Source organism: Jiella flava (assembly GCF_017349315.1).
Taxonomy (GTDB): domain Bacteria; phylum Pseudomonadota; class Alphaproteobacteria; order Rhizobiales; family Rhizobiaceae; genus Jiella; species Jiella flava.
Genome location: NZ_JAFMPP010000011.1, coordinates 1 through 18,326, shown reverse-complemented (window position 1 = coordinate 18,326; position 18,326 = coordinate 1). Strand labels below are relative to the sequence as shown.

Here is an 18,326-nt window from a genome sequence, read left to right as displayed (position 1 = left end):
ACCCAGACGGCTGGGACAAGAAGGACCGACCGACATGCCTTTCGCGCTGATTCCGTTCTTCCTGCTGATCATTCCGGCGATGGAAATCGCCGTGTTCATCGTGGTCGGCAATCTCATCGGCTTGTGGCCGACGCTCGCCCTGGTCGTGGTGACGGCGATGCTCGGATCGCTGTTGCTGAAACGTCAGGGTTTGAGCACGCTGCAACGCATCCAGGCCGAGATCAGTACCGGCCATGTGCCAGGACGCGAACTGGTCGACGGGGTGATGATCATGGCCGCGGGGCTGCTGCTTCTCACCCCCGGCCTTGTCACCGACACGATCGGCTTTCTGCTGTTCGTGCCGGGCATTCGGAACGTCATCCGCAGCTCGCTGAGCAAACGGGTGGTGGTGATGGCGCAGAACCACACCGCCCGCGGCTTTGCGGGACGGCCCGGCGAGCCGCGTGACGGCGCGCGCCAGCAGGCGCCCGACGTCGTGGACCTGTCCGGCGAGGATTATCACCGTCAGCCGGACCCGTCGTCGCCATGGCATCCGAGCGAGGATCGCGGGCCGAACGGTCCGCCGCCGGGGCGCACGCTGCACTGACGACGGCCGGATCGCGGGCGGCCTAGGCGCCGCGCCTTGTGATCACGATGGCTGCATGCTAGCGCTCGGCCCCGACGAATTCTCCGTCGGGCATGCTCTTTCGGCAGGCTCGACATCCTCCGGGTCGCCAGAAGGCCGCGACCTCGATCGGAACCGAACAGAAAGGTCGAGCATGTCCGAGATCAACGAAAACACCGGTGCCAACGGCGCGGCCGCCAGCGAAGACGGCCCGCAGCCGAGCCTCAACGTCCTCACCCAGTACATCAAGGACCTCTCCTTCGAAAGCCCGAATGCGCCGGCGATTCTGCGTAGCCAGTCGCAGGGCCCGTCGATCAACATCGGCGTCAATGTCGGCGCCAACCAGATCGTCGAAGGCCAGGACGATTACGATGTGCGTCTGACGCTGAACGCCAAGGCCGGCGAAGGCGCCAACATGCTGTTCCACGTGGAACTGGAATATGGCGGCGTCTTCCGCGTCCAGAACTTCCCGCAGGAGCATCTCCTGCCGCTGTTGTTCATCGAATGCCCGCGGCTGCTCTTCCCCTTCGCCCGGCAGGTCGTGGCGGACGTCACCCGCAATGGCGGCTTCCCGCCGCTGATGATCGACCCGATCGACTTCGCCCAGCTTTTCCAGCAGCGGATGGCCGAAGAGCAGGCCCGTCAGCAGGTGCAGACCGCCTGAGCAACGGCTGATCCGTTCCCTCGTCCAGAAGCGGTCCTCTTCCACACCAACAAGCGCCGGCGCGGATCAACGCGCCGGCGTTTGTCGTTCATGCGCAGCGTCGCGGCCAGTCAGCGGGCGCAGAGACAAGCACGACGGCAGCATCGGCCCGAACATCGGAATCGATTTTCGGCAAAGCACGATGCGTCGATTCAAAGGGTGAGAGCGACCTTTCTGCGTCCGATAAGACGCAGGGCGCTAACGGCCTGATATCCCGGGCGGCGAGCCGGCCTTGCTCGCGGCCACACGCAAAATGCCTTTGAATCGACTGATTTTTTTGCATGTCGATCTGATAGTTTATAAAGCTTTTAAAATAATGCCCGCATTGAAATGCAAGTGCCATGTTCAGTGATTACGCTTCGGACGTGTCGACCTTCCGGTCCGGTCCCAACGTCAAAAGGAAGCGCCACCATGGCTTGCCAATCCTCCGCCGCCGCCATCCTCCTGTCGAGTGTCGCTGCTCTCGGCCTCGCCGCCAGCGCTTCTGCGGCGCCCAAGACAGACGGGCCGGCGACGAGGACGCCGATCAAGCATCTCGTGGTCGTCTTCCAGGAAAACGTCTCTTTCGACCATTATTTCGCCACCTACCCGCACGCGGCAAACCCCGCGGGTGAGCCGCCCTTTACGGCAGCGAAGGCAACGCCCGGCCTGCCCGGCAACGACACCGTCGACACGCTCGAGCACGCCGATCTGATCACAACAAATCCCAACAAGACCAACGTCAAGAACGGCAAGGATGCTTCACTGCCGTTCCGTCTCGACCGCAGCCAGGCGGCGACGGCCGACCAGAACCACGCCTACGCCCCTGAACAGGCCGCCTTCGACGACTTCAAAATGGATCTCTTTCCGCTCGAGACCGGCCGCGGCTCGAAAGGCGGCGCCGGAAGCTTCGGCACCAAGGGCCAAGTGATGGGCTACTACGACGGCAACACCGTGACTGCGCTGTGGAACTATGCCCAAAACTTTGCCATGAGCGACAATTCCTTCGGAACGACCTACGGACCGTCGACCCCCGGCGCGATCAACCTGATTGCCGGCCAGACCAACGGCGCGATGCCGCTGCCCGGGTTTACGACCGGCAAGGACGGCAGCTACGACCGTGGCCACGAAATTCCGGATGGCAACGGCGGTTGGACGATGATCGGCGATTCCGATCCGACCGGCGACGTCTGCTCCAAGCCCGGCGGGACTGTGGCGATGTATGGCCGCAACATCGGCGATCTGCTCAACCAGCATCATATCAGCTGGGGCTGGTTCGAAGGCGGCTTCGATCTTGCCATCACCAATGCGAATGGCACCACCGGCTGCAAACGCTCGACCCTGTCCGATGTCACCAAGGTCGCCGAAGTCGACTACATCCCCCATCATCAACCTTTCCAGTACTTCGCATCGACGGCCAATCCGACCCATGTGCGGCCGAAATCGGTGGCCTCGATCGGCACCGGCGACGACGGCGGCGCCAACCATCAGTACGACATGACGGACTTTTACGCCGCGCTGAAAGCCGGCAATCTTCCGGCCGTCAGCTTTCTCAAAGCGGCCGGATATCAGGACGGCCACGCCGGCTATTCCGATCCGCTGGACGAGCAGACCTTCGTCGTCACGGTCGTCAACGCGCTTCAGGCCTCGCCGTTCTGGAAGGACACGGCAGTTCTGGTGCTTTGGGACGACTCCGATGGCTGGTACGACCACGCCCATGCGCGGGTGACGAATTCATCCGACGCCAAGGGCTTTGACGTCCTGAATGGCGATCGTTGCGGCGCCGGCACCCCCTTGCCGGGCGTGAGCGGCGAGCCGGCGAACGGACGCTGCGGGCCCGGTCCACGGTTGCCGCTTCTCGCCATCTCGCCCTACGCCAAGAAGAATTTCGTCGACCACACCCTGACCGACCAATCGTCGGTGATCCGGTTCGTCGAGGACAACTGGCTCGGCGGTCAGCGCATCGGCCAGGGCTCGTTCGACGCCACCGCCGGATCGCTCGATGCGATGTTCGACTGGTCTCACCCGCGCCAGGCCAAACTGGTGCTCGATGCGGAAACCGGTGAAATCAAGCATTAAGCGAGGGAGCGCTTCCCATGAACCGCCTTTTCACCGCCGTCGCGGTCGCAGGAGCCGTCTTTGTCGGGGTCGCAGCGACGGGGATGTCCCTCGGCCACGCGGCGCCGGTGAAAGGGGTGACGGGCGACGGCGCCGACACCCTCGGCGCCGTCGCTCTTCTCGGACGCCAGATGTTCTTCGATACCGCCCTGTCCGGCTCCGGCAAGCTCGCCTGTTCCAGCTGCCACGACCCGGCCAATCATTACGGCCCGTCGGGGAAAAGCCCCGTCTTCATCGGCGGTGCCCATCTTGACCGCGCCGGGACGCGAACCATCCCGTCGCTCACCTACATGAACCTGACGCCACCCTTTTCGATCGGACCGGAGCCCGCCGGAGAAATCGAGGGACCGGCCACGGTCGTTGCGGCTCCCACCGACAAGCCGGCGACGCCACTCGTCGGCCCGCTTTCCGGAACCCCCACCGCCGGCGGCAAGGCGAACTCCAACGCCGCCGATCAGGTGCCGCAGGGCGGCTTCTTCTGGGATGGCCGGGCCGACACGCTGCAGGAGCAGCCGGCCGGGCCGCTGCTGGCGCCAAACGAGATGGCGAACGCAACCAAGGCCGATTTCCTGACGCGCCTCAAGGCGCGGCCCTATGCCAAGACCTTCGAGCAACTGTTCGGCTCAAACGTCTTCAAAGATCCCGGGCGGGCGTTCGCCGAAGCGGAATTCGCCTTTGCCCGCTATGAGTTCGAGGACACGAGCTTCCATCCCTTCACCAGCAAATATGATGCCTATCTGCGCGGGAAGGTGAAACTGTCGCCCCAGGAAGCGCGAGGCTTGAAGCTTTTCGACGACGAAAAGAAGGGTGATTGCGCCGCCTGCCATCTCGATACGATGGGGAAAGACGGCACGATGCCGGTCTTCACCGACTACGAGTATGAAGCGCTGGGCCTGCCGCGCAATCCGAAGATTCCGGCCAATGCCGATCCCGCCTATTACGATCTTGGCATTTGCGGCCCGTCGCGCCACGATGCCTATGCCCAGCAGGTGGCCAATTGCGGGCTGTTCAAGACACCGACGCTGCGCAATGTCGCCACCCGCCCGGTGTTCTTCCACAACGGGATCTACGACAATCTGACCGACGTGGTGCGCTTCTACATGGACCGCGAGACGAGACCGGAAAAGATCTACCCGAAAGGCCCGGACGGCAAGCTCGCGCTCTATAACGACCTGCCGCGAAAATACTGGCCGAATCTCGACCGCATCGATCCGCCGCTCAATGCCAAACGCAGCGACAAGCCGGCGCTCAACGATGCCGAAATCGCCGATGTCGTCGCTTTTTTGAAAACGCTGACCGACGGCTACACACCGCCGGCCTCGGTTTTGGCGTCGGCTTCGGCGGCAGACGCCGGCAAGTAGCGCCGCCAGATCGCCTCCTCGCCAAGGCTCTCGACGAAGGCCAGATGACGGGCGCGCTCGTCCGCCGTCAATCGCGGCGTCAAAGGCACCGGGCGCGCGGCGATCCGGCGTTGCCCGTTCGCGCCCTCGCCCATGCCATCCTGCTCGTCCCCGCCAAAGACCAGGCCGAGCGCCGCCTGCCGGCCGCCGATCAACTCGATATAGACCTCGGCGAGAAGCTGTGAATCGAGCAAGGCGCCGTGCTTGTCTCTGCGCGAGGTATCGATCGAAAAGCGCGAGCAGAGCGCGTCGAGGGTCGCCGGCGCCATCGGGAATTTCCGCCGCGCCATCGGCAGCGTATCGACCACCCGCTCGGGCTCGATCGGCGGATGACCCAGACGGCCGAGTTCGGCATTCAAGAAGCGAATATCGAAGGCGGCGTTATGGGCGATCAGCCGGCCTTCGGAAAAAAACGCCAGAAACTCGTCGATCACCTCGGAAAACAGCGGCTTGTCGGCCAGAAACGCGTCGGAAATGCCGTGCACGTCGAAGGCCGCCGGATCGACCTTGCGCCCGTCCGGCCGGATGAAGACGTGATATTCGCGGCCGGTCGGAATGTGGTTCCACAATTCGACGCCGCCGATCTCAATCACCCGCTCGACGCTCGGATCGAGGCCGGTGGTTTCCGTATCGAAGACGATCTCGCGCATGGTGGCTCTCCTCGCTGGGTTTCTCCGTCGCAAAAGCCAAACCGCGGGGCAAGCCGCGACGCCCGGTTGCCCTCTCATTCCACAGCCCATCGCGATCGGCTATGGTCGTGCCAAGGACCGCCGAGCCACAGGCCGCACATGGCAAGCCGAGATGATCGTCGGACAGGACAGCATCGTCGACCTCGCCGGCCTCGGGATCAGGCTCCGCCTGGCCGATCTCTATCGGACGATGGCCACCTCGAATATCGATGCCGGCGAATCACTCTAGCGCAACGTGGCTGTCGCAAGTTTGCACGCGCGATCGCTAAGTGATTCTGCGGACTCAGTTTTTTCTACAAGTCAACAAATTTGTTGACTATTTGGCATATGTTCCTATTTTTTCTACAAATGGATTGGGGGTTCCCGGTCGGCGTCAGGCCTTGGAGTGATCCGAGGCCTTTCGCTTTTTAGAACGTGAATGCCGCGTTTCGCATAGGCGGCAACTCGGACACCGAAGTACTTCGCCGAAACCGCCGAAAAAGCGCGATTGGGCTGCGCGGGCCGCAGAATGTGGAGCCCAATCGGTCTCGCAACGAGATCAGCGACCTGCATGCCCGTCGAATTGATCTTCTTGTCGGCGAGCACGAGCCGAAAATTGTCAAGACGGCGTCCAAGGTCATTCTGTCCGGCCGCGATCCGCAAAAATTCCAACTCCAGCTCCTTATCCTCTTTGGGACCTCGGCGCTCGAAGATGAAATGGGTGATCCGATCAACCTGGCCTTTGTTACGAAGAAAGTGGTAAGCGCATTCCAGACAGATCTTGAGAGATATGTGATAGGGGTGCTCAGGAAAGAGATCCGCGCTGATCCGCCGTTTTTCGATGACACATGCGATAATCCGAAAGCGAGCGTCTTTCATCACGGCAGTGAGATCGGTGGTGAAACTCTCCCGCAGACCTCTGTCGGTCAGGATATGAAAGTCGTTGATCTGCTTGCGAAGTTCGCGCTCATGCAGAACCACCGTATCATGACCAAAATATCTGAACTTCAGCGCCTGAAACGCCGGTACGACAGATCGCGCATAGGCCTTCTTCTCGAACACGCAGAGCGTTAAACAGAAGATCGGATAGGCCGCATCGAGGGATGCAAGGGAATGATCACCGCTCTCGTCGGCATAAAAGACGAAATCCGAGAACGCCGGTGAGGCCACGATCAAAACTCTGCATCAGACAGCTTTGAACAACGTATCGTAGACTCCATGACCCTGAAAGCCCGCATTATCCCCTGCCTCGACGTCAAGGACGGCCGTGTGGTCAAGGGCGTCAATTTCGAGGGCCTGCGCGATGCCGGCGATCCGGTCGAAGCGGCACGGGCCTATGATGCGGCGGGGGCGGACGAGCTCTGCTTCCTCGACATCACCGCCTCCTCCGACGATCGCGAGACGATTTTCGACGTGGTCGCTCAAACCGCCGAGCAATGTTTCATGCCGGTCACCGTCGGCGGCGGGGTGCGCACGGTCGACGACGTGCGCAAGCTGCTGCTCGCCGGCGCCGACAAGGTGTCGATCAACACCGCGGCGGTCAAACGACCGGACTTCGTCGCCGAGGCCGCCGACAAGTTCGGCGATCAATGCGTCGTCGTCGCCATCGACGCGCGGCGGGTGAGCGAAGACGGCGCCGCACCGCGCTGGGAAATCTTTACCCATGGCGGCCGCCAGGCGACGGGCATCGACGCCGTCGACTTTGCGCGAAAAGTGGTCGACAACGGTGCCGGTGAAATCCTTTTGACCTCGATGGACCGGGACGGCACCAAGGCCGGCTTCGACATCGAATTGACCCGCGCCGTCGCCGATGCCGTCCATGTGCCGGTGATCGCCTCGGGCGGCGTCGGCACGCTGGATCATCTGGTCGCGGGCGTGCGCGACGGCCATGCCGCCGCGGTTCTCGCCGCCTCGATCTTCCACTTTCAAACCCACACCATCGCCGAAGCGAAGGCCCATATGGTCGCCGCGGGGATTCCGATGCGCCTCGACAAGACCCGGTGAGGTCTGGCATTGCGGCTGGTGCATGGGGAAAGGGCAGACATGAGTGATTTTACTCTGGAGGATCTCGAGACGATCGTCGCGGCACGCAGCCGCTCCGGTGACGCCGCCTCCTACACCGCGACCTTGATGCGTAAGGGCATCGGCCACACCGCCAAAAAGCTCGGCGAAGAGGCGGTGGAGACGATCATCGCCGCCACCAGCGAAGACGCGGCGCGGCTGACCTCCGAGAGCGCCGATCTCCTGTATCACCTCCTCGTGCTGCTGCATCTCAAGCAGGTGCCGCTGTCTGCCGTGATGGCCGAGCTCGCCCGCCGCACGGCGCAGACCGGCCTTGAAGAAAAAGCCGGCCGGCCGAAACAGGCAGGCGACTGATGGACCAACTCGCGCCGGTGAAATATTCGCCCTACCGGGTTTTTTCGGCGGCCGAATGGGCAAGATTTCGCGCCGACACGCCGCTGACCCTGACCGAGGACGAAGTCGCGCGCCTGCGCTCCCTCGGCGATCCGATCGACCTCGACGAGGTCGCGCGCATCTACCTCGCCGTCTCGCGGCTGATCTCCGCCCATGTGGAGTCCTCGCAGCTGCTGTTCCGCCAGCGCCAGCGCTTCCTCTCCGGCAATGGGGCGGGGCAGAAGACACCGTTCATCATCGGCATCGCCGGCTCGGTGGCGGTCGGCAAGTCGACGACGGCGCGCATCTTGAAGGAGCTGCTCGCCCGCTGGCCGTCCTCGCCGAAGGTCGATCTCGTCACCACCGACGGCTTTCTCTATCCCAACGCCGTCCTCGAAGCCGACGGGCTGATGCGCCGAAAAGGCTTTCCTGAAAGCTACGACGTCGGCAAGATCTTGCGCTTTTTGTCCGACATCAAGGCCGGGCGGGCCAAGGTCGAGGCGCCGGTCTATTCGCATTTCGTCTATGACGTGATGCCCGGCAAAACCGTCGTTGTCGACCGGCCGGACATCCTGATCTTCGAGGGGCTGAACGTCCTGCAGGTACGCGAGATGCCGAAGGACGGCAACGCCATCCCGTTCGTCTCGGATTTTTTCGACATCTCGATCTATATCGACGCCGAGGAAAACGACATCCGGCGCTGGTATATCGAACGCTTCATGAGCCTTCGGGAAACCGCCTTCCGCGAGGCGGGCTCGTTCTTTCACCGCTATTCCAAGGTCTCCGAGGCCGAAGCCGTGGCGATCGCCGAAGATCTGTGGGCCGCGATCAACGCCAAGAATCTCCACGAGAACATCCTGCCGACCCGGCCCCGCGCCGATCTGATCCTGCGCAAAAGCTCCGATCATCTGATCGACCAAGTGGCATTGCGAAAGCTGTAGGCCGGCTGTCGCGGCCGGACGGCCTACAGCCGGAGCGACATTTCGCTCTGGCGCGCCGGCGCACATGACCAAGATTTCACAAGCATTGCGCGCCATCGCCCGCGTAGAGAGGATCGTCAGTCCCGAGGCGACGGCCGAACCGTCGTCGCCGGCCACATCGCTGGCCCGACCGTTTTCAGGAGAAAACCTCCGTCATGTTCGTCTCGTTCTTCCCCAAGCCGAAGCTGTTTTTCATTTCGGTCCTGATCTGGACCGGTATCGCTATCGCCGGCTGGTACACCCTCGGGGAAGCAATCGGAGCGGCGCTCGGCTTCGTCAACCCTGCCGGCGCCCGGCCGGTCATCGGCATCATGGTGTTTTTAACGGCGCCATTCCTCTGGTTCTACATCTATTACGCCGTCTTTGCGGGGCTGTTCTACCTGTTCTGGCGGTTCTACGCGCCCCATCCTTGGCTCAAATGGTCGGTGCTCGGCTCCGCCTTGATCCTGTTCTCGATCTATTTCCAGGTTCAAGTGACGGTCGCCATCAACGCTTGGTACAATCCCTTCTACGATCTGCTGCAAGCCGCGATGACCAAGACGCGGGCCGTGACGCTCGCGCAGTTTTATCATGAGCTTGGGGTGTTTGCGGGTTTGGCACTGGTCGGCATGACCGTGTCGGTGCTGGTCGACTTCTTCGTCAGTCATTACGTCTTCCGCTGGCGCACCGCGATGAACGACTACTACACCGATCACTGGCCGAAGCTGCGGCTGATCGAAGGCGCCTCCCAGCGCGTCCAGGAAGACACGATGCGCTTCGCGGCGACCACCGAGGATCTCGGCACCAGCTTCGTCCAGTCGGTGATGACGCTGATCGCCTTTCTCCCGGTCCTCCTCGCCCTTTCGGTGCATGTCACGGAATTGCCGCTGGTCGGCAAGATTCCCTATTCGCTGGTCTTTGCCGCGCTGTTGTGGGCGAGCTTCGGCACGGCCCTGCTGGCGATCGCAGGCATCAAGCTGCCGGGCCTGGAGTTCAGGAACCAGCGGGTCGAGGCCGCCTATCGCAAAGAGCTGGTCTATGGCGAAGACTCGACCGATCACGCCAAGCCGGCGACGCTCTCGCAGCTCTTTTCCAATGTCCGGCGAAACTATTTCCGGCTCTATTTCCACTACGCCTATTTCAACGTCGCCCGTTACGGCTACCTCCAGGCGGATGCGGTCTTCTCCTCGCTCCTGCTTGGGCCGACGATCGTCGCGGGGGCCATCACCTTTGGCCTGTGGCGGCAGATCGTCAACGCCTTCGAGCAAGTCAGCTCCTCATTCCAATATCTGATCAATTCCTGGACAACGGTGGTCGAGCTGATGTCGATCTATAAGCGCCTGAGAGCGTTCGAAGCGACGATCGACGACGACCCGCTGCCGGCGATCGACCAGCGTTGGCTGGAAGCGCAGGGCGAGCCGGCGCAATAAGCGCGCTGGCAAGACGTCAGCCGGATTCGGACCCTTGGTCTATGCCGGCTGCCCATCCGGCAGCGTCACGCGTCGGAGCGTCAGATTGATCCGCCCGCCCTTGGTCAAAAGCGTCGAGGTCTGCGGATCGATCCGGTCGACACCGTGGTGGCAAAGCCGCGCGGCGCCGCCGAGGACGAAGACGTCGCCGGAGGCAAGGCGCAACGACGCGGTCTTGCCGCCGCGCTCCACACCGCCGATCCGAAACCGGCAGTCGTCGCCGAGCGAAATCGACACCACCGGCGCGTCGAGCGCTGTCTCGTCCTTGTCCTGATGCAGCCCCATCTTGGCGCTTTCGTCGTAGACATTGACGAGACAGGCCTCCGGCGAATGGGGATAGTCCGCCACCGCTGCCCACAAACTCAAGAGCACCGGCGGGATCTCCGGCCAAAGCGCATCGGTGACGGGATGGCGGGGCTGGTAGCGATAGCCGGCTTTGTCCGCGACCCAGCCGAGAGATCCGCAATTGGTCATGCGCACCGAAAACGGCCGGCCGGAGCGCGGCATCACCGGCCGATAGAGCGGCGCGGCCGCGACGACGGCGCGGATCGCCTTCACCAGCGCCTCCTGGCCGCTGCGATCGAAATAGCCGGGATAATAGCGCGCGCCGTCCGGCAGTCCGCTCACGACAGATAGCCGAGCTGCGCGGCCATCGCGACCGCGTGGGTGCGGTTGGCGGCGTTCATCTTGCGCTGGGCCGCCGTCAGATATTGCGAGACCGTATATTCCGACAGGGACAGGATGAGGCCGATCTCGCTGGAGGTCTTGCCGAGCATGGCGAGCTTCAGACAGTCCCGCTCGCGGCCGGATAAGGGGTTGTTCTTGCGGTTCTCCTCAAAGCGGATCGCCGCCAGCATGGCGAAATAGACAAAGGCGAAATGATGCAGCTGCCGCACCGTCTCGGCGGCAAGATCGGGCGCGCGCCCGGCAAAGGACAGCGCGCCGTTGAACGAGGTCAGCGCATGGACCGGCAGAAGAACGCCGGCGTGATAGCCTTCATCGACCAGAAATTTCGCCGCCGGCGAGGGATCTGGATCGTCCGCGCCATAGAGCGTCTCGACATCCCAGACGAAAGGCATCGGATCGGTGCGCAGCGTGCCGAGCACGATCTTGAACTTGTGCAACCCGTGCCCCTCATAGGCCCGGGCGAAGGTCGTCGTCCAATTGCCGTGGATCAGCCGCGTCGCCAGCCCGACATCGTCGGTCGAGGGCAGCGCGAAGGACGCGACATGCGAAAAGCCGAGCTGAGCCGCGACCGTCTCCAGCGCCCCGGCCAATTCGTCCTCACACCACGGCTCGCTCAAACCGGAGAGCCACTCGGCTGCACCGCTCATGTTCCGGTCCCCTGTTTGATCCGTCACAGGTGCTCTGTTCGCCCATGCTGGCTACACACCGTTCGTTGCGGCCGTGCGGCGTCCCGAATGCCGCGCGATACGCTGGCGACGAAACGATGGGGTGGTCAAAGCGGCGCGACACCGCTCCATGCCGCCGGTTGCGGCGACCAGTCAAAGCTTGATCGACCGATCCCGAATCGGCCATTCACTGTGACCCCATTTCGATTGCGATTTGAAGACTTAAAATCCCCCGCCGTTGCTCCGTGGCACATTCGCACTGGCATCTTGATCCCCGCCATCCCATGTAGGCGGACGAAACCGGAGGAGCGGTTCGACCTGTCCTAACGAAATTGCGACCGCTGGCAGACAGGCGATCCGTCTCATCAACGCATGGCTGGAGGCCAATCGAAGCCCGACGATCATCCGCCTCGGGCGACGGATCTCTCCAGCTTGAATGTGACAGACTGACGCCCCCTGGCGATTCCCCTGGCCGAAACGGCCGATCGGATTCTGGCGGCGGCGACACCGAAGATGGGCCGATCCGGCCCGAACGACGAAAAGTGACCTTGATGACTGACTTCTCTCCCCGCGAAATCGTCTCCGAACTCGATCGGCACATTATCGGCCAGAAGGACGCCAAACGGGCCGTCGCCGTCGCCTTGCGCAACCGCTGGCGCCGTCAGCAGCTGGAGGGGTCGCTGCGCGAGGAAGTGATGCCGAAGAATATTTTGATGATCGGACCGACCGGCGTCGGCAAGACCGAAATCTCGCGGCGCCTGGCCAAGCTCGCCGGCGCTCCCTTCATCAAGGTCGAGGCGACCAAATTCACCGAGGTCGGCTATGTCGGCCGCGACGTCGAGCAGATCATCCGCGACCTCGTCGAGATCGGCATCGCACTGGTGCGCGAGAAAAAGCGCGAGGAGGTCAAGGCCAAGGCACATCAGGGCGCCGAGGACCGGGTGCTCGACGCCCTCGTCGGCAAGAGCGCCTCGCCGGCGACCCGCGACAGTTTCCGCAAGAAGCTGAGAGCCGGCGAACTCGACGACAAGGAAATCGACGTCGAGGTCGCCGACAGCGGCAATCCCCTCGGCGGGATGGAGATCCCCGGCATGCCGGGTGCCAATATCGGCGTTCTCAATCTGTCGGAAATGTTCGGCAAGATGGGTGGAGGGCGGACCAAGCAGCGCCGCACCACCGTCCGCGACAGCTACGACCTGTTGATCGGCGAGGAATCCGACAAGCTGCTCGATCAGGAGCAGGTGGTGCGCGAGGCGATCGCCGCCGTCGAGAACAACGGCATCGTGTTTCTGGATGAGATCGACAAGGTCGCGACAAAGGACGGGCACTCTGCCGGCGTCTCGCGCGAGGGCGTCCAGCGCGATCTCCTGCCCTTGGTCGAGGGCACCACGGTTGCCACCAAGCACGGGGCGGTCAAGACCGACCACATCCTATTCATCGCGTCGGGTGCCTTCCATGTGTCGAAGCCGTCGGATCTCCTCCCCGAGCTGCAGGGCCGCCTGCCGATCCGGGTGGAGCTGCGGGCACTGACCAAGGAGGACTTCCGCCGCATCCTGACCGAGACGGAGGCCTCGCTGATCAAGCAGTATGTGGCGCTGATGCAGACCGAAAACGTCGATCTGGAGATCACCGACGACGCCATCGACGCCATCGCCGATACCGCCGTCGCCCTCAACGGCTCGGTCGAGAACATCGGCGCGCGGCGCCTGCAGACGGTGATGGAGCGCGTCCTCGACGACATCTCCTTCGAGGCGCCGGACAAGGCCGGCGAGCACTACACCGTCGACGCCGCCTATGTGCATAAGGCGCTCGACGGCATTGCGGGGAACGTCGACCTGTCGCGCTATATTTTGTGACGACGGCGGAGACGCCTCAATCCCTTGGCCTCCTGACGGAGGAGACGGCGATTTCGATCAACCTGGCGGTGAAGTAAACATCCCAGGCTATCGAAATCGCGGGCGGGGACTGGCGGCGACGTGGCTGGCGCATCGGCGATCCGATCGAGGCCGCCATGTCCGTGGCGGCCTACCCGGCTGTGCCGGCTGAAACATTCGATGAAGGGCCTTGGGCGATGACTGTGATCGAGCGCCTCACTCATCGCCATTCCCGGCGCGCAGGCCCTCGCGCACCCGGTGGGCGATCTGCAGAAATTCCGGCGTGTCGCGGATGTCGAGCGGACGCTCGCGGCCGAGATCGCAGTCGATGATGTCGTGGATGCGGCCCGGCCTCGGGCTCATCACCACGATACGGGTCGACAGGAACACCGCCTCGGGGATCGAATGGGTGACGAAGACGATGGTCTTGTCGGTCTTCGCCCAGAGCTTCAGCAGCTCTTCATTGAGGTGATCGCGGACGATCTCGTCGAGCGCGCCGAAGGGCTCGTCCATCAACAAAAGATCGGGATCGAAGGACAGCGCCCTGGCGATCGAGGCGCGCTGCTGCATGCCGCCCGAGAGCTGCCAGGGAAACGTCTTGCCGAAACCCGACAGGCCGACGAGATCGAGGCCGGCCTCAATCCGCCGCCGCTGTTCGGCCCGCTCGACGCCCATGATTTCCAGGGGCAGCGCGATGTTGTTTTCGATCGTGCGCCAGGGGTAAAGCGCCGCCGCTTGGAAGACATAGCCATAGGCCCGCTGGCGGCGGGCCTCGTCCGGGGTCATGCCGTTGACGGTGATGGTCCCGCCGGTCGGCCGTTCGAGGTCGGCGATCACCCGCAGCAAGGTGGTCTTGCCACAACCGGACGGGCCGATCAGCGACACGAACTCGCCGCGATGGATCGACAGATCGACATCCTTGAGCGCGTGGACCGGCGCCGCGGCGGTCGGAAAGACGAGGTTGAGCCCGCGCGCCGCGATCACCGGATCGCGCAAGCCGGTGGCAGCCCCCTCATGCGCCGTAGCACGCGTGCCCTGAGGATGCTCCGAGCGGTCCGATGGTCGCATCCTCGACTCCTTCCAATGCGCATGCAAAATCCAATGCTTATAAGGCCCGCTTCGCCCTGTGACGGCAAGGCGGGATTTTGCGATTTTGCAGGATCCGTCCGCCGACCGGCACCCGGCCGGATCGAGCAAGGCGGGGCTGAACCGACGGCAGGCTATACCGATCCGTATAGTTGCAGGCATCGCGGCGGCGCCGGCTTTGCGCTAACGAAAAGCAAAGCGAGAACCAATGCGCCGCGGCGATCTGCCGCGACGAGGGCCGGCAGATCGGCTCCGCCCGCAGAAAAAGGACGATCGAGAAGGACAGCCTGCGATGAAGGTGCTGGTGATCGAGGACGACGGCGCGACCGCCGACTATGTGGTCGGAGGTCTGAAGGAGGAGGGGCACGACGCCGATCACGCGCTCGCCGGGCCGACCGGGCTGGAGCTTGCCTGCACCCGCGACTACGATGCCATCGTCGTCGACCGCATGCTGCCGGGCCTCGACGGGCTGTCGATCGTCAAGGCGCTGCGCTCCTCCGGCCGCGACACGCCGGTGATCTTCCTCACCTCCGTCTCCGGGCTCGACGACCGGGTGGAGGGGCTGGAAGCCGGGGCCGACGACTATCTGGTCAAACCCTTCGCCTTTTCCGAGCTGATGGCACGGCTGAACGCGCTCGCCCGCCGCTCGCCGCTGAAGCGGGAGGAGACAGTGCTGAAGGTCGGCGAGTTGGAGATGAATCTCATCGCCCGGACGGTGAAGCGCGGCGGCCACACGATTGAGCTGCAACCGCGCGAATTTCGCCTGCTCGAATATATGATGCGCAATCGCGGCCGGGTGCTGACCCGCACCATGCTGCTCGAACGGGTCTGGGACTTCCACTTCGACCCGAAGACCAACGTCGTCGAAACCCATGTCAGCCGCCTGCGCGCGAAGGTCGATCGGCCTTTCGAGCAGGAGATGATCAAGACCATCCGCGGTTCGGGATACATGCTGAATGTTCCTGCCTGAGGAAGTCCGCTCGATCTCCTTCCGGGTCGCGCTGATCTATACGGCCTTCTTCGTCGTCTCGGTTCTGGTCATTTTCGGCACCACCTATGTGGTCGCCTCATCGGAACTCTCCGGCATCCTGCGCTCGTCGGTCGGCGACGAGATGGGCCGGCTGCAGGACGCCTTCGCCGCCGGCGGCCAGAGAGCTCTCGACAACGGGCTCGACGATCTCAGCGAGTCCGCCTCGGAGGACCGCTTTTTTCTGGTGCGCGACAAAAGCGGCCGCGCCATCGCCGGCAATGTTCCCGGCGAGCTGTGGCGGCCCGGCTGGCAGGACACCAAACTCAAACACGCGGTGATCGCCAAGACCGCCGATCTGCGCGCCGCCGACGCCCATAACAAAGATCACGAGGTGCTGCTCTTCGCGCTCGGCGAAACGATCGGCCCCTATGAGGTGATGATCGGCCGCAATTCCCATATCCTCGACGAAACCCAGGAGATCATCCTCGAAGCCATGGTGATCGGCGGAATCGTCACCGCACTCCTGGCGCTTGTCGGGGGGTTCGTCGTGGCCCGAGGACCGACCCGGCGGGTGGACGAAATCGCCGGCACGACCCGGCAGATCGTCGAGGGTCGCCTCGATCTTCGGCTGCCGGTCTCGCCGCGCGGCGACGAGGTCGATCGGCTGGCCGCCGACATCAACGCCATGCTGGCGCGGATCGAAACGCTGCTGTCGAGCCTGAAACAGGTCTCGACCGATGTCGCCCACGACCTGCGCACCCCGCTCGCGCGGCTGCGCCAGCGGCTCGACGCGGTGCGCCGCAAGCCCCGGACAGCGGCCGAATACGAGGCGGCGATCGACGTCGCGATCGCCGAGAGCGACGCGGCGATCGGCACGTTCCATGCGCTGCTACGGATTGCTCAGATCGAAGCCGGCACCCGGCGCTCACGCTTTCGCCGCCTCGATCTGGCGGCGATCGCCGGCAAGACCGCCGACGTCTTCGCCGATGTCGCGGCCGATGTCGGCCACATGCTTGCCTTCGACGATCTCGAACCGGTGATCATCGAAGGCGATGAGGAGCTGTTGATCCAGTTGCTCGTCAATCTGGTCGAAAACGCCATCCATCACGTGCCGCCGCCGGGCCACATCGCCGTGACGCTGCGCTGCGATGGCGCCCGCGCCATCCTGGCGGTTGCCGACGACGGTCCAGGCGTTCCGGACGAGGAACGGGAAAAAATCTTCCGCCGGCTCTACCGCCTCGATCGCAGCCGCACCACGGCGGGGAGCGGTCTCGGCCTCGCTCTTGTCGCGGCGATCGCCGAGCTGCACGGCGGAACCGTCGAGGCGCTCGACAACGCGCCGGGCTTGATCGTCGCGGTCAAGCTGCCCATTGCCGCGAAATAATCCGGCGCGGTATGGCGCAAGACCTATCATCGCCGATGACGTGAAACGGGAGACACGCCGATGGTCGCAGCCCTTGCCGGTGCCTGGCAGTTCTGGGCGCTGCTTGCCGCCATATTCGCCGCGCTGACGGCGATTCTCGCCAAGGTCGGCGTCGCCGACATTCCCTCCGACCTTGCGACGCTGCTGCGTACCCTCGTCGTCGTCGCGCTTCTGGCGCTGATCGTCGCCTTCACCAAGCAGTGGCGATCGCCGGCCTCGTTGCCCGGCCGCTCGCTGGTTTTCCTGGCGCTGTCGGGGCTTGCCACGGGAGCGTCCTGGCTGTGCTATTTTCGCGCTCTGAAGCTTGGCGATGCCGCCCGCGTTGCGCCGATCGACAAGCTGTCGGTGGTCCTCGTCGCGATCTTCGGGGCCACGTTTCTCGGCGAGCGGCTCGGCGCGGTGAACTGGCTGGGCGTCGCGCTGATTGCGCTTGGCGCCTGGCTGATCACGCTGACATAGATCGCCGCCGGCGCGGCCGCAAACAGCATCCGTCCAAGCCGCAGTCCAGACCGATTCAACCGCCGGGACACGACAATGTCGTTCGGTTACCGATCCGTATAGTCGGGGCAATGAAGGGGTAGAGCTGACAGCACAAAAGGTCTCCGCTTGCCAATCAGGAGACCGGACTGCCCTCATGTTGAAAACCGCACCGACAACCGGCTGGAGCCGGCTCAACGTCTTCCTGCACTGGACCATCGTTCTCCTCATCATCGGCCAGTGGATCGAAGGCGGATTCATGAGCGACGTCTGGGATGCGACGCTCGACGGCAAGATAACCGACCAGCTCACCACCACTCTCGGCTATAGCCACATCGTCATCGGCAGCGTGATTCTTGCGGCAACGCTGATCCGCCTTGGCGACCGCTTCGTCGTCGGTCGACCGCCCCACAATGATGAAGAGCCGCAATGGTCGACGATGCTCGCCAAAGTCACTCATTTTCTGCTCTATGCTCTGCTCATCGTCATGCCCGTCCTTGGTCTCCTCGCCTGGTTCACCGGCAATGACACCATCGCTGGCTACCACGCCTTCTTATGGACCCCGCTCCTGGTGCTGGCCGGTCTCCACATTCTCGGCGCGCTGGCCCAGCACTTCTGGTTCCGTTCGCCGGCCTTGAAGCGGATGATTCCCGGTGTGCGGCACTCAGTCTGAGACCGTCCAATCTCCAAGGAACGCTGCGACTTGACGCCGATCGAAATGGCCTGCTGCCGGTTTTTCGGACACGCAGTTAAGCTAACATAGCTTTCTCCTCGAACTCGACGGGGCTCATATAGCCCAATGTCGAGTGCCGTCGCTGGGGATTGTAGAAGCGCTCGATGTAATCGAACA

The 18,326-nt window shown here is 63.5% G+C and carries 20 protein-coding genes; 14 read left to right on the top strand and 6 right to left on the bottom strand.

The features are described from left to right. The first annotated feature begins 34 nt into the window (after positions 1-34). The 4 genes from J1C48_RS12900 (at position 35) to J1C48_RS12885 (ending at position 4,765) form a co-directional block, all read left to right on the top strand. Positions 35-586: an FxsA family protein gene (locus J1C48_RS12900; RefSeq protein WP_207258274.1), complete on the top strand. Its 552-nt coding sequence runs from the start codon at positions 35-37 to the stop codon at positions 584-586. Positions 587-758: 172 nt separating this feature from the next. Beyond that, on the top strand, positions 759-1,268 hold the full coding sequence (gene secB, locus J1C48_RS12895; protein ID WP_207258273.1) for a protein-export chaperone SecB: 510 nt from the start codon (positions 759-761) through the stop codon (positions 1,266-1,268). A gap of 450 nt (positions 1,269-1,718) precedes the next feature. Next, positions 1,719-3,365, top strand: coding sequence for a phospholipase C (locus J1C48_RS12890; protein ID WP_207258272.1), 1,647 nt, complete (start codon positions 1,719-1,721; stop codon positions 3,363-3,365). Positions 3,366-3,382: 17 nt separating this feature from the next. Next, entirely contained in the window at positions 3,383-4,765 is a 1,383-nt protein-coding gene (locus J1C48_RS12885) for a cytochrome-c peroxidase (protein ID WP_207258271.1), read from the top strand. Here J1C48_RS12885 and dnaQ read toward each other — a convergent pair. Continuing rightward, a complete protein-coding gene (gene dnaQ / locus J1C48_RS12880; protein ID WP_207258270.1) occupies positions 4,708-5,454 on the bottom strand; it encodes a DNA polymerase III subunit epsilon in 747 nt (248 codons plus the stop codon). The genes J1C48_RS12885 and dnaQ overlap by 58 nt on opposite strands. Here dnaQ and J1C48_RS12875 point away from each other — a divergent pair. Continuing rightward, positions 5,453-5,722: a hypothetical protein gene (locus tag J1C48_RS12875; RefSeq protein WP_207258269.1), complete on the top strand. Its 270-nt coding sequence runs from the start codon at positions 5,453-5,455 to the stop codon at positions 5,720-5,722. The genes dnaQ and J1C48_RS12875 overlap by 2 nt on opposite strands. A gap of 113 nt (positions 5,723-5,835) precedes the next feature. Here the strand turns inward: J1C48_RS12875 and J1C48_RS12870 are convergent, their stop codons facing one another. Continuing rightward, entirely contained in the window at positions 5,836-6,642 is an 807-nt protein-coding gene (locus J1C48_RS12870; RefSeq protein ID WP_207258268.1) for a DUF3800 domain-containing protein, read from the bottom strand. 48 nt (positions 6,643-6,690) lie between these two features. Here J1C48_RS12870 and hisF point away from each other — a divergent pair, with 48 nt between their 5' ends. From hisF to sbmA, 4 genes are all read left to right on the top strand, one after another. Beyond that, positions 6,691-7,476, top strand: a complete 786-nt coding sequence (gene hisF / locus J1C48_RS12865) for an imidazole glycerol phosphate synthase subunit HisF (protein WP_207258267.1) — start codon at positions 6,691-6,693, stop codon at positions 7,474-7,476. A 39-nt stretch (positions 7,477-7,515) separates the two neighbouring features. Next, on the top strand, positions 7,516-7,848 hold the full coding sequence (locus J1C48_RS12860) for a phosphoribosyl-ATP diphosphatase (protein ID WP_207258266.1): 333 nt from the start codon (positions 7,516-7,518) through the stop codon (positions 7,846-7,848). Beyond that, the gene (gene coaA / locus J1C48_RS12855) at positions 7,848-8,807 is read left to right on the top strand and encodes a type I pantothenate kinase (protein ID WP_207258265.1); all 960 of its coding nucleotides are present in this window, start codon (positions 7,848-7,850) and stop codon (positions 8,805-8,807) included. The genes J1C48_RS12860 and coaA overlap by 1 nt, the downstream gene beginning before the upstream one ends. A gap of 194 nt (positions 8,808-9,001) precedes the next feature. Then, entirely contained in the window at positions 9,002-10,255 is a 1,254-nt protein-coding gene (gene sbmA, locus J1C48_RS12850) for a peptide antibiotic transporter SbmA (protein WP_207258264.1), read from the top strand. Between the two features lie 39 nt (positions 10,256-10,294). Here sbmA and J1C48_RS12845 read toward each other — a convergent pair whose 3' ends face one another. Both J1C48_RS12845 and J1C48_RS12840 read right to left on the bottom strand, forming a co-directional pair. Next, on the bottom strand, positions 10,295-10,921 hold the full coding sequence (locus tag J1C48_RS12845; protein WP_207258263.1) for an alpha-ketoglutarate-dependent dioxygenase AlkB: 627 nt from the start codon (positions 10,919-10,921) through the stop codon (positions 10,295-10,297). Next, entirely contained in the window at positions 10,918-11,628 is a 711-nt protein-coding gene (locus tag J1C48_RS12840; RefSeq protein WP_231081777.1) for a LuxR family transcriptional regulator, read from the bottom strand. The genes J1C48_RS12845 and J1C48_RS12840 overlap by 4 nt, the downstream gene beginning before the upstream one ends. A 569-nt stretch (positions 11,629-12,197) precedes the next feature. Here J1C48_RS12840 and hslU point away from each other — a divergent pair. Then, positions 12,198-13,502 (top strand): ATP-dependent protease ATPase subunit HslU, encoded by a 1,305-nt coding sequence (gene hslU / locus J1C48_RS12835; protein ID WP_207258262.1) that lies wholly within the window; start codon positions 12,198-12,200, stop codon positions 13,500-13,502. A gap of 234 nt (positions 13,503-13,736) precedes the next feature. Here hslU and J1C48_RS12830 read toward each other — a convergent pair whose 3' ends face one another. Continuing rightward, positions 13,737-14,588 carry an ABC transporter ATP-binding protein gene (locus J1C48_RS12830; protein WP_207258261.1) on the bottom strand — a complete coding sequence of 284 codons (852 nt, stop codon included), beginning with the start codon at positions 14,586-14,588 and terminating at the stop codon, positions 13,737-13,739. Positions 14,589-14,898: 310 nt separating this feature from the next. Here J1C48_RS12830 and J1C48_RS12825 point away from each other — a divergent pair, with 310 nt between their 5' ends. The 4 genes from J1C48_RS12825 (at position 14,899) to J1C48_RS12810 (ending at position 18,149) form a co-directional block, all read left to right on the top strand. Further along, positions 14,899-15,576 carry a winged helix-turn-helix domain-containing protein gene (locus J1C48_RS12825; protein WP_207258260.1) on the top strand — a complete coding sequence of 226 codons (678 nt, stop codon included), beginning with the start codon at positions 14,899-14,901 and terminating at the stop codon, positions 15,574-15,576. Beyond that, entirely contained in the window at positions 15,563-16,960 is a 1,398-nt protein-coding gene (locus J1C48_RS12820) for a sensor histidine kinase (protein ID WP_207258259.1), read from the top strand. Before J1C48_RS12825 ends, J1C48_RS12820 begins: the two co-directional genes overlap by 14 nt. A gap of 60 nt (positions 16,961-17,020) precedes the next feature. After that, positions 17,021-17,458, top strand: coding sequence for an EamA family transporter (locus J1C48_RS12815; RefSeq protein WP_207258258.1), 438 nt, complete (start codon positions 17,021-17,023; stop codon positions 17,456-17,458). 175 nt (positions 17,459-17,633) lie between these two features. Continuing rightward, positions 17,634-18,149: a cytochrome b gene (locus tag J1C48_RS12810; protein WP_207258257.1), complete on the top strand. Its 516-nt coding sequence runs from the start codon at positions 17,634-17,636 to the stop codon at positions 18,147-18,149. A 76-nt stretch (positions 18,150-18,225) separates the two neighbouring features. Here the strand turns inward: J1C48_RS12810 and J1C48_RS12805 are convergent. Next, positions 18,226-18,326, bottom strand: a 101-nt coding sequence (locus J1C48_RS12805; protein ID WP_207258424.1) for an IS3 family transposase, incomplete at its 5' end; no start/stop codon positions are given.

Bases quoted from the DNA above. Each gene is read 5' to 3' on its own strand.
- J1C48_RS12900 (WP_207258274.1), top strand. From the start codon at position 35: ATGCCTTTCGCGCTGATTCCGTTCTTCCTGCTGATCATTCCGGCGATG.
- secB (WP_207258273.1), top strand. From the start codon at position 759: ATGTCCGAGATCAACGAAAACACCGGTGCCAACGGCGCGGCCGCCAGC.
- J1C48_RS12890 (WP_207258272.1), top strand. From the start codon at position 1,719: ATGGCTTGCCAATCCTCCGCCGCCGCCATCCTCCTGTCGAGTGTCGCT.
- J1C48_RS12885 (WP_207258271.1), top strand. From the start codon at position 3,383: ATGAACCGCCTTTTCACCGCCGTCGCGGTCGCAGGAGCCGTCTTTGTC.
- J1C48_RS12875 (WP_207258269.1), top strand. From the start codon at position 5,453: ATGGTGGCTCTCCTCGCTGGGTTTCTCCGTCGCAAAAGCCAAACCGCG.
- dnaQ (WP_207258270.1), bottom strand. From the start codon at position 5,454: ATGCGCGAGATCGTCTTCGATACGGAAACCACCGGCCTCGATCCGAGC.
- hisF (WP_207258267.1), top strand. From the start codon at position 6,691: ATGACCCTGAAAGCCCGCATTATCCCCTGCCTCGACGTCAAGGACGGC.
- J1C48_RS12860 (WP_207258266.1), top strand. From the start codon at position 7,516: ATGAGTGATTTTACTCTGGAGGATCTCGAGACGATCGTCGCGGCACGC.
- coaA (WP_207258265.1), top strand. From the start codon at position 7,848: ATGGACCAACTCGCGCCGGTGAAATATTCGCCCTACCGGGTTTTTTCG.
- sbmA (WP_207258264.1), top strand. From the start codon at position 9,002: ATGTTCGTCTCGTTCTTCCCCAAGCCGAAGCTGTTTTTCATTTCGGTC.
- J1C48_RS12840 (WP_231081777.1), bottom strand. From the start codon at position 11,628: ATGAGCGGTGCAGCCGAGTGGCTCTCCGGTTTGAGCGAGCCGTGGTGT.
- hslU (WP_207258262.1), top strand. From the start codon at position 12,198: ATGACTGACTTCTCTCCCCGCGAAATCGTCTCCGAACTCGATCGGCAC.
- J1C48_RS12830 (WP_207258261.1), bottom strand. From the start codon at position 14,588: ATGCGACCATCGGACCGCTCGGAGCATCCTCAGGGCACGCGTGCTACG.
- J1C48_RS12825 (WP_207258260.1), top strand. From the start codon at position 14,899: ATGAAGGTGCTGGTGATCGAGGACGACGGCGCGACCGCCGACTATGTG.
- J1C48_RS12820 (WP_207258259.1), top strand. From the start codon at position 15,563: ATGTTCCTGCCTGAGGAAGTCCGCTCGATCTCCTTCCGGGTCGCGCTG.
- J1C48_RS12815 (WP_207258258.1), top strand. From the start codon at position 17,021: ATGGTCGCAGCCCTTGCCGGTGCCTGGCAGTTCTGGGCGCTGCTTGCC.
- J1C48_RS12810 (WP_207258257.1), top strand. From the start codon at position 17,634: ATGTTGAAAACCGCACCGACAACCGGCTGGAGCCGGCTCAACGTCTTC.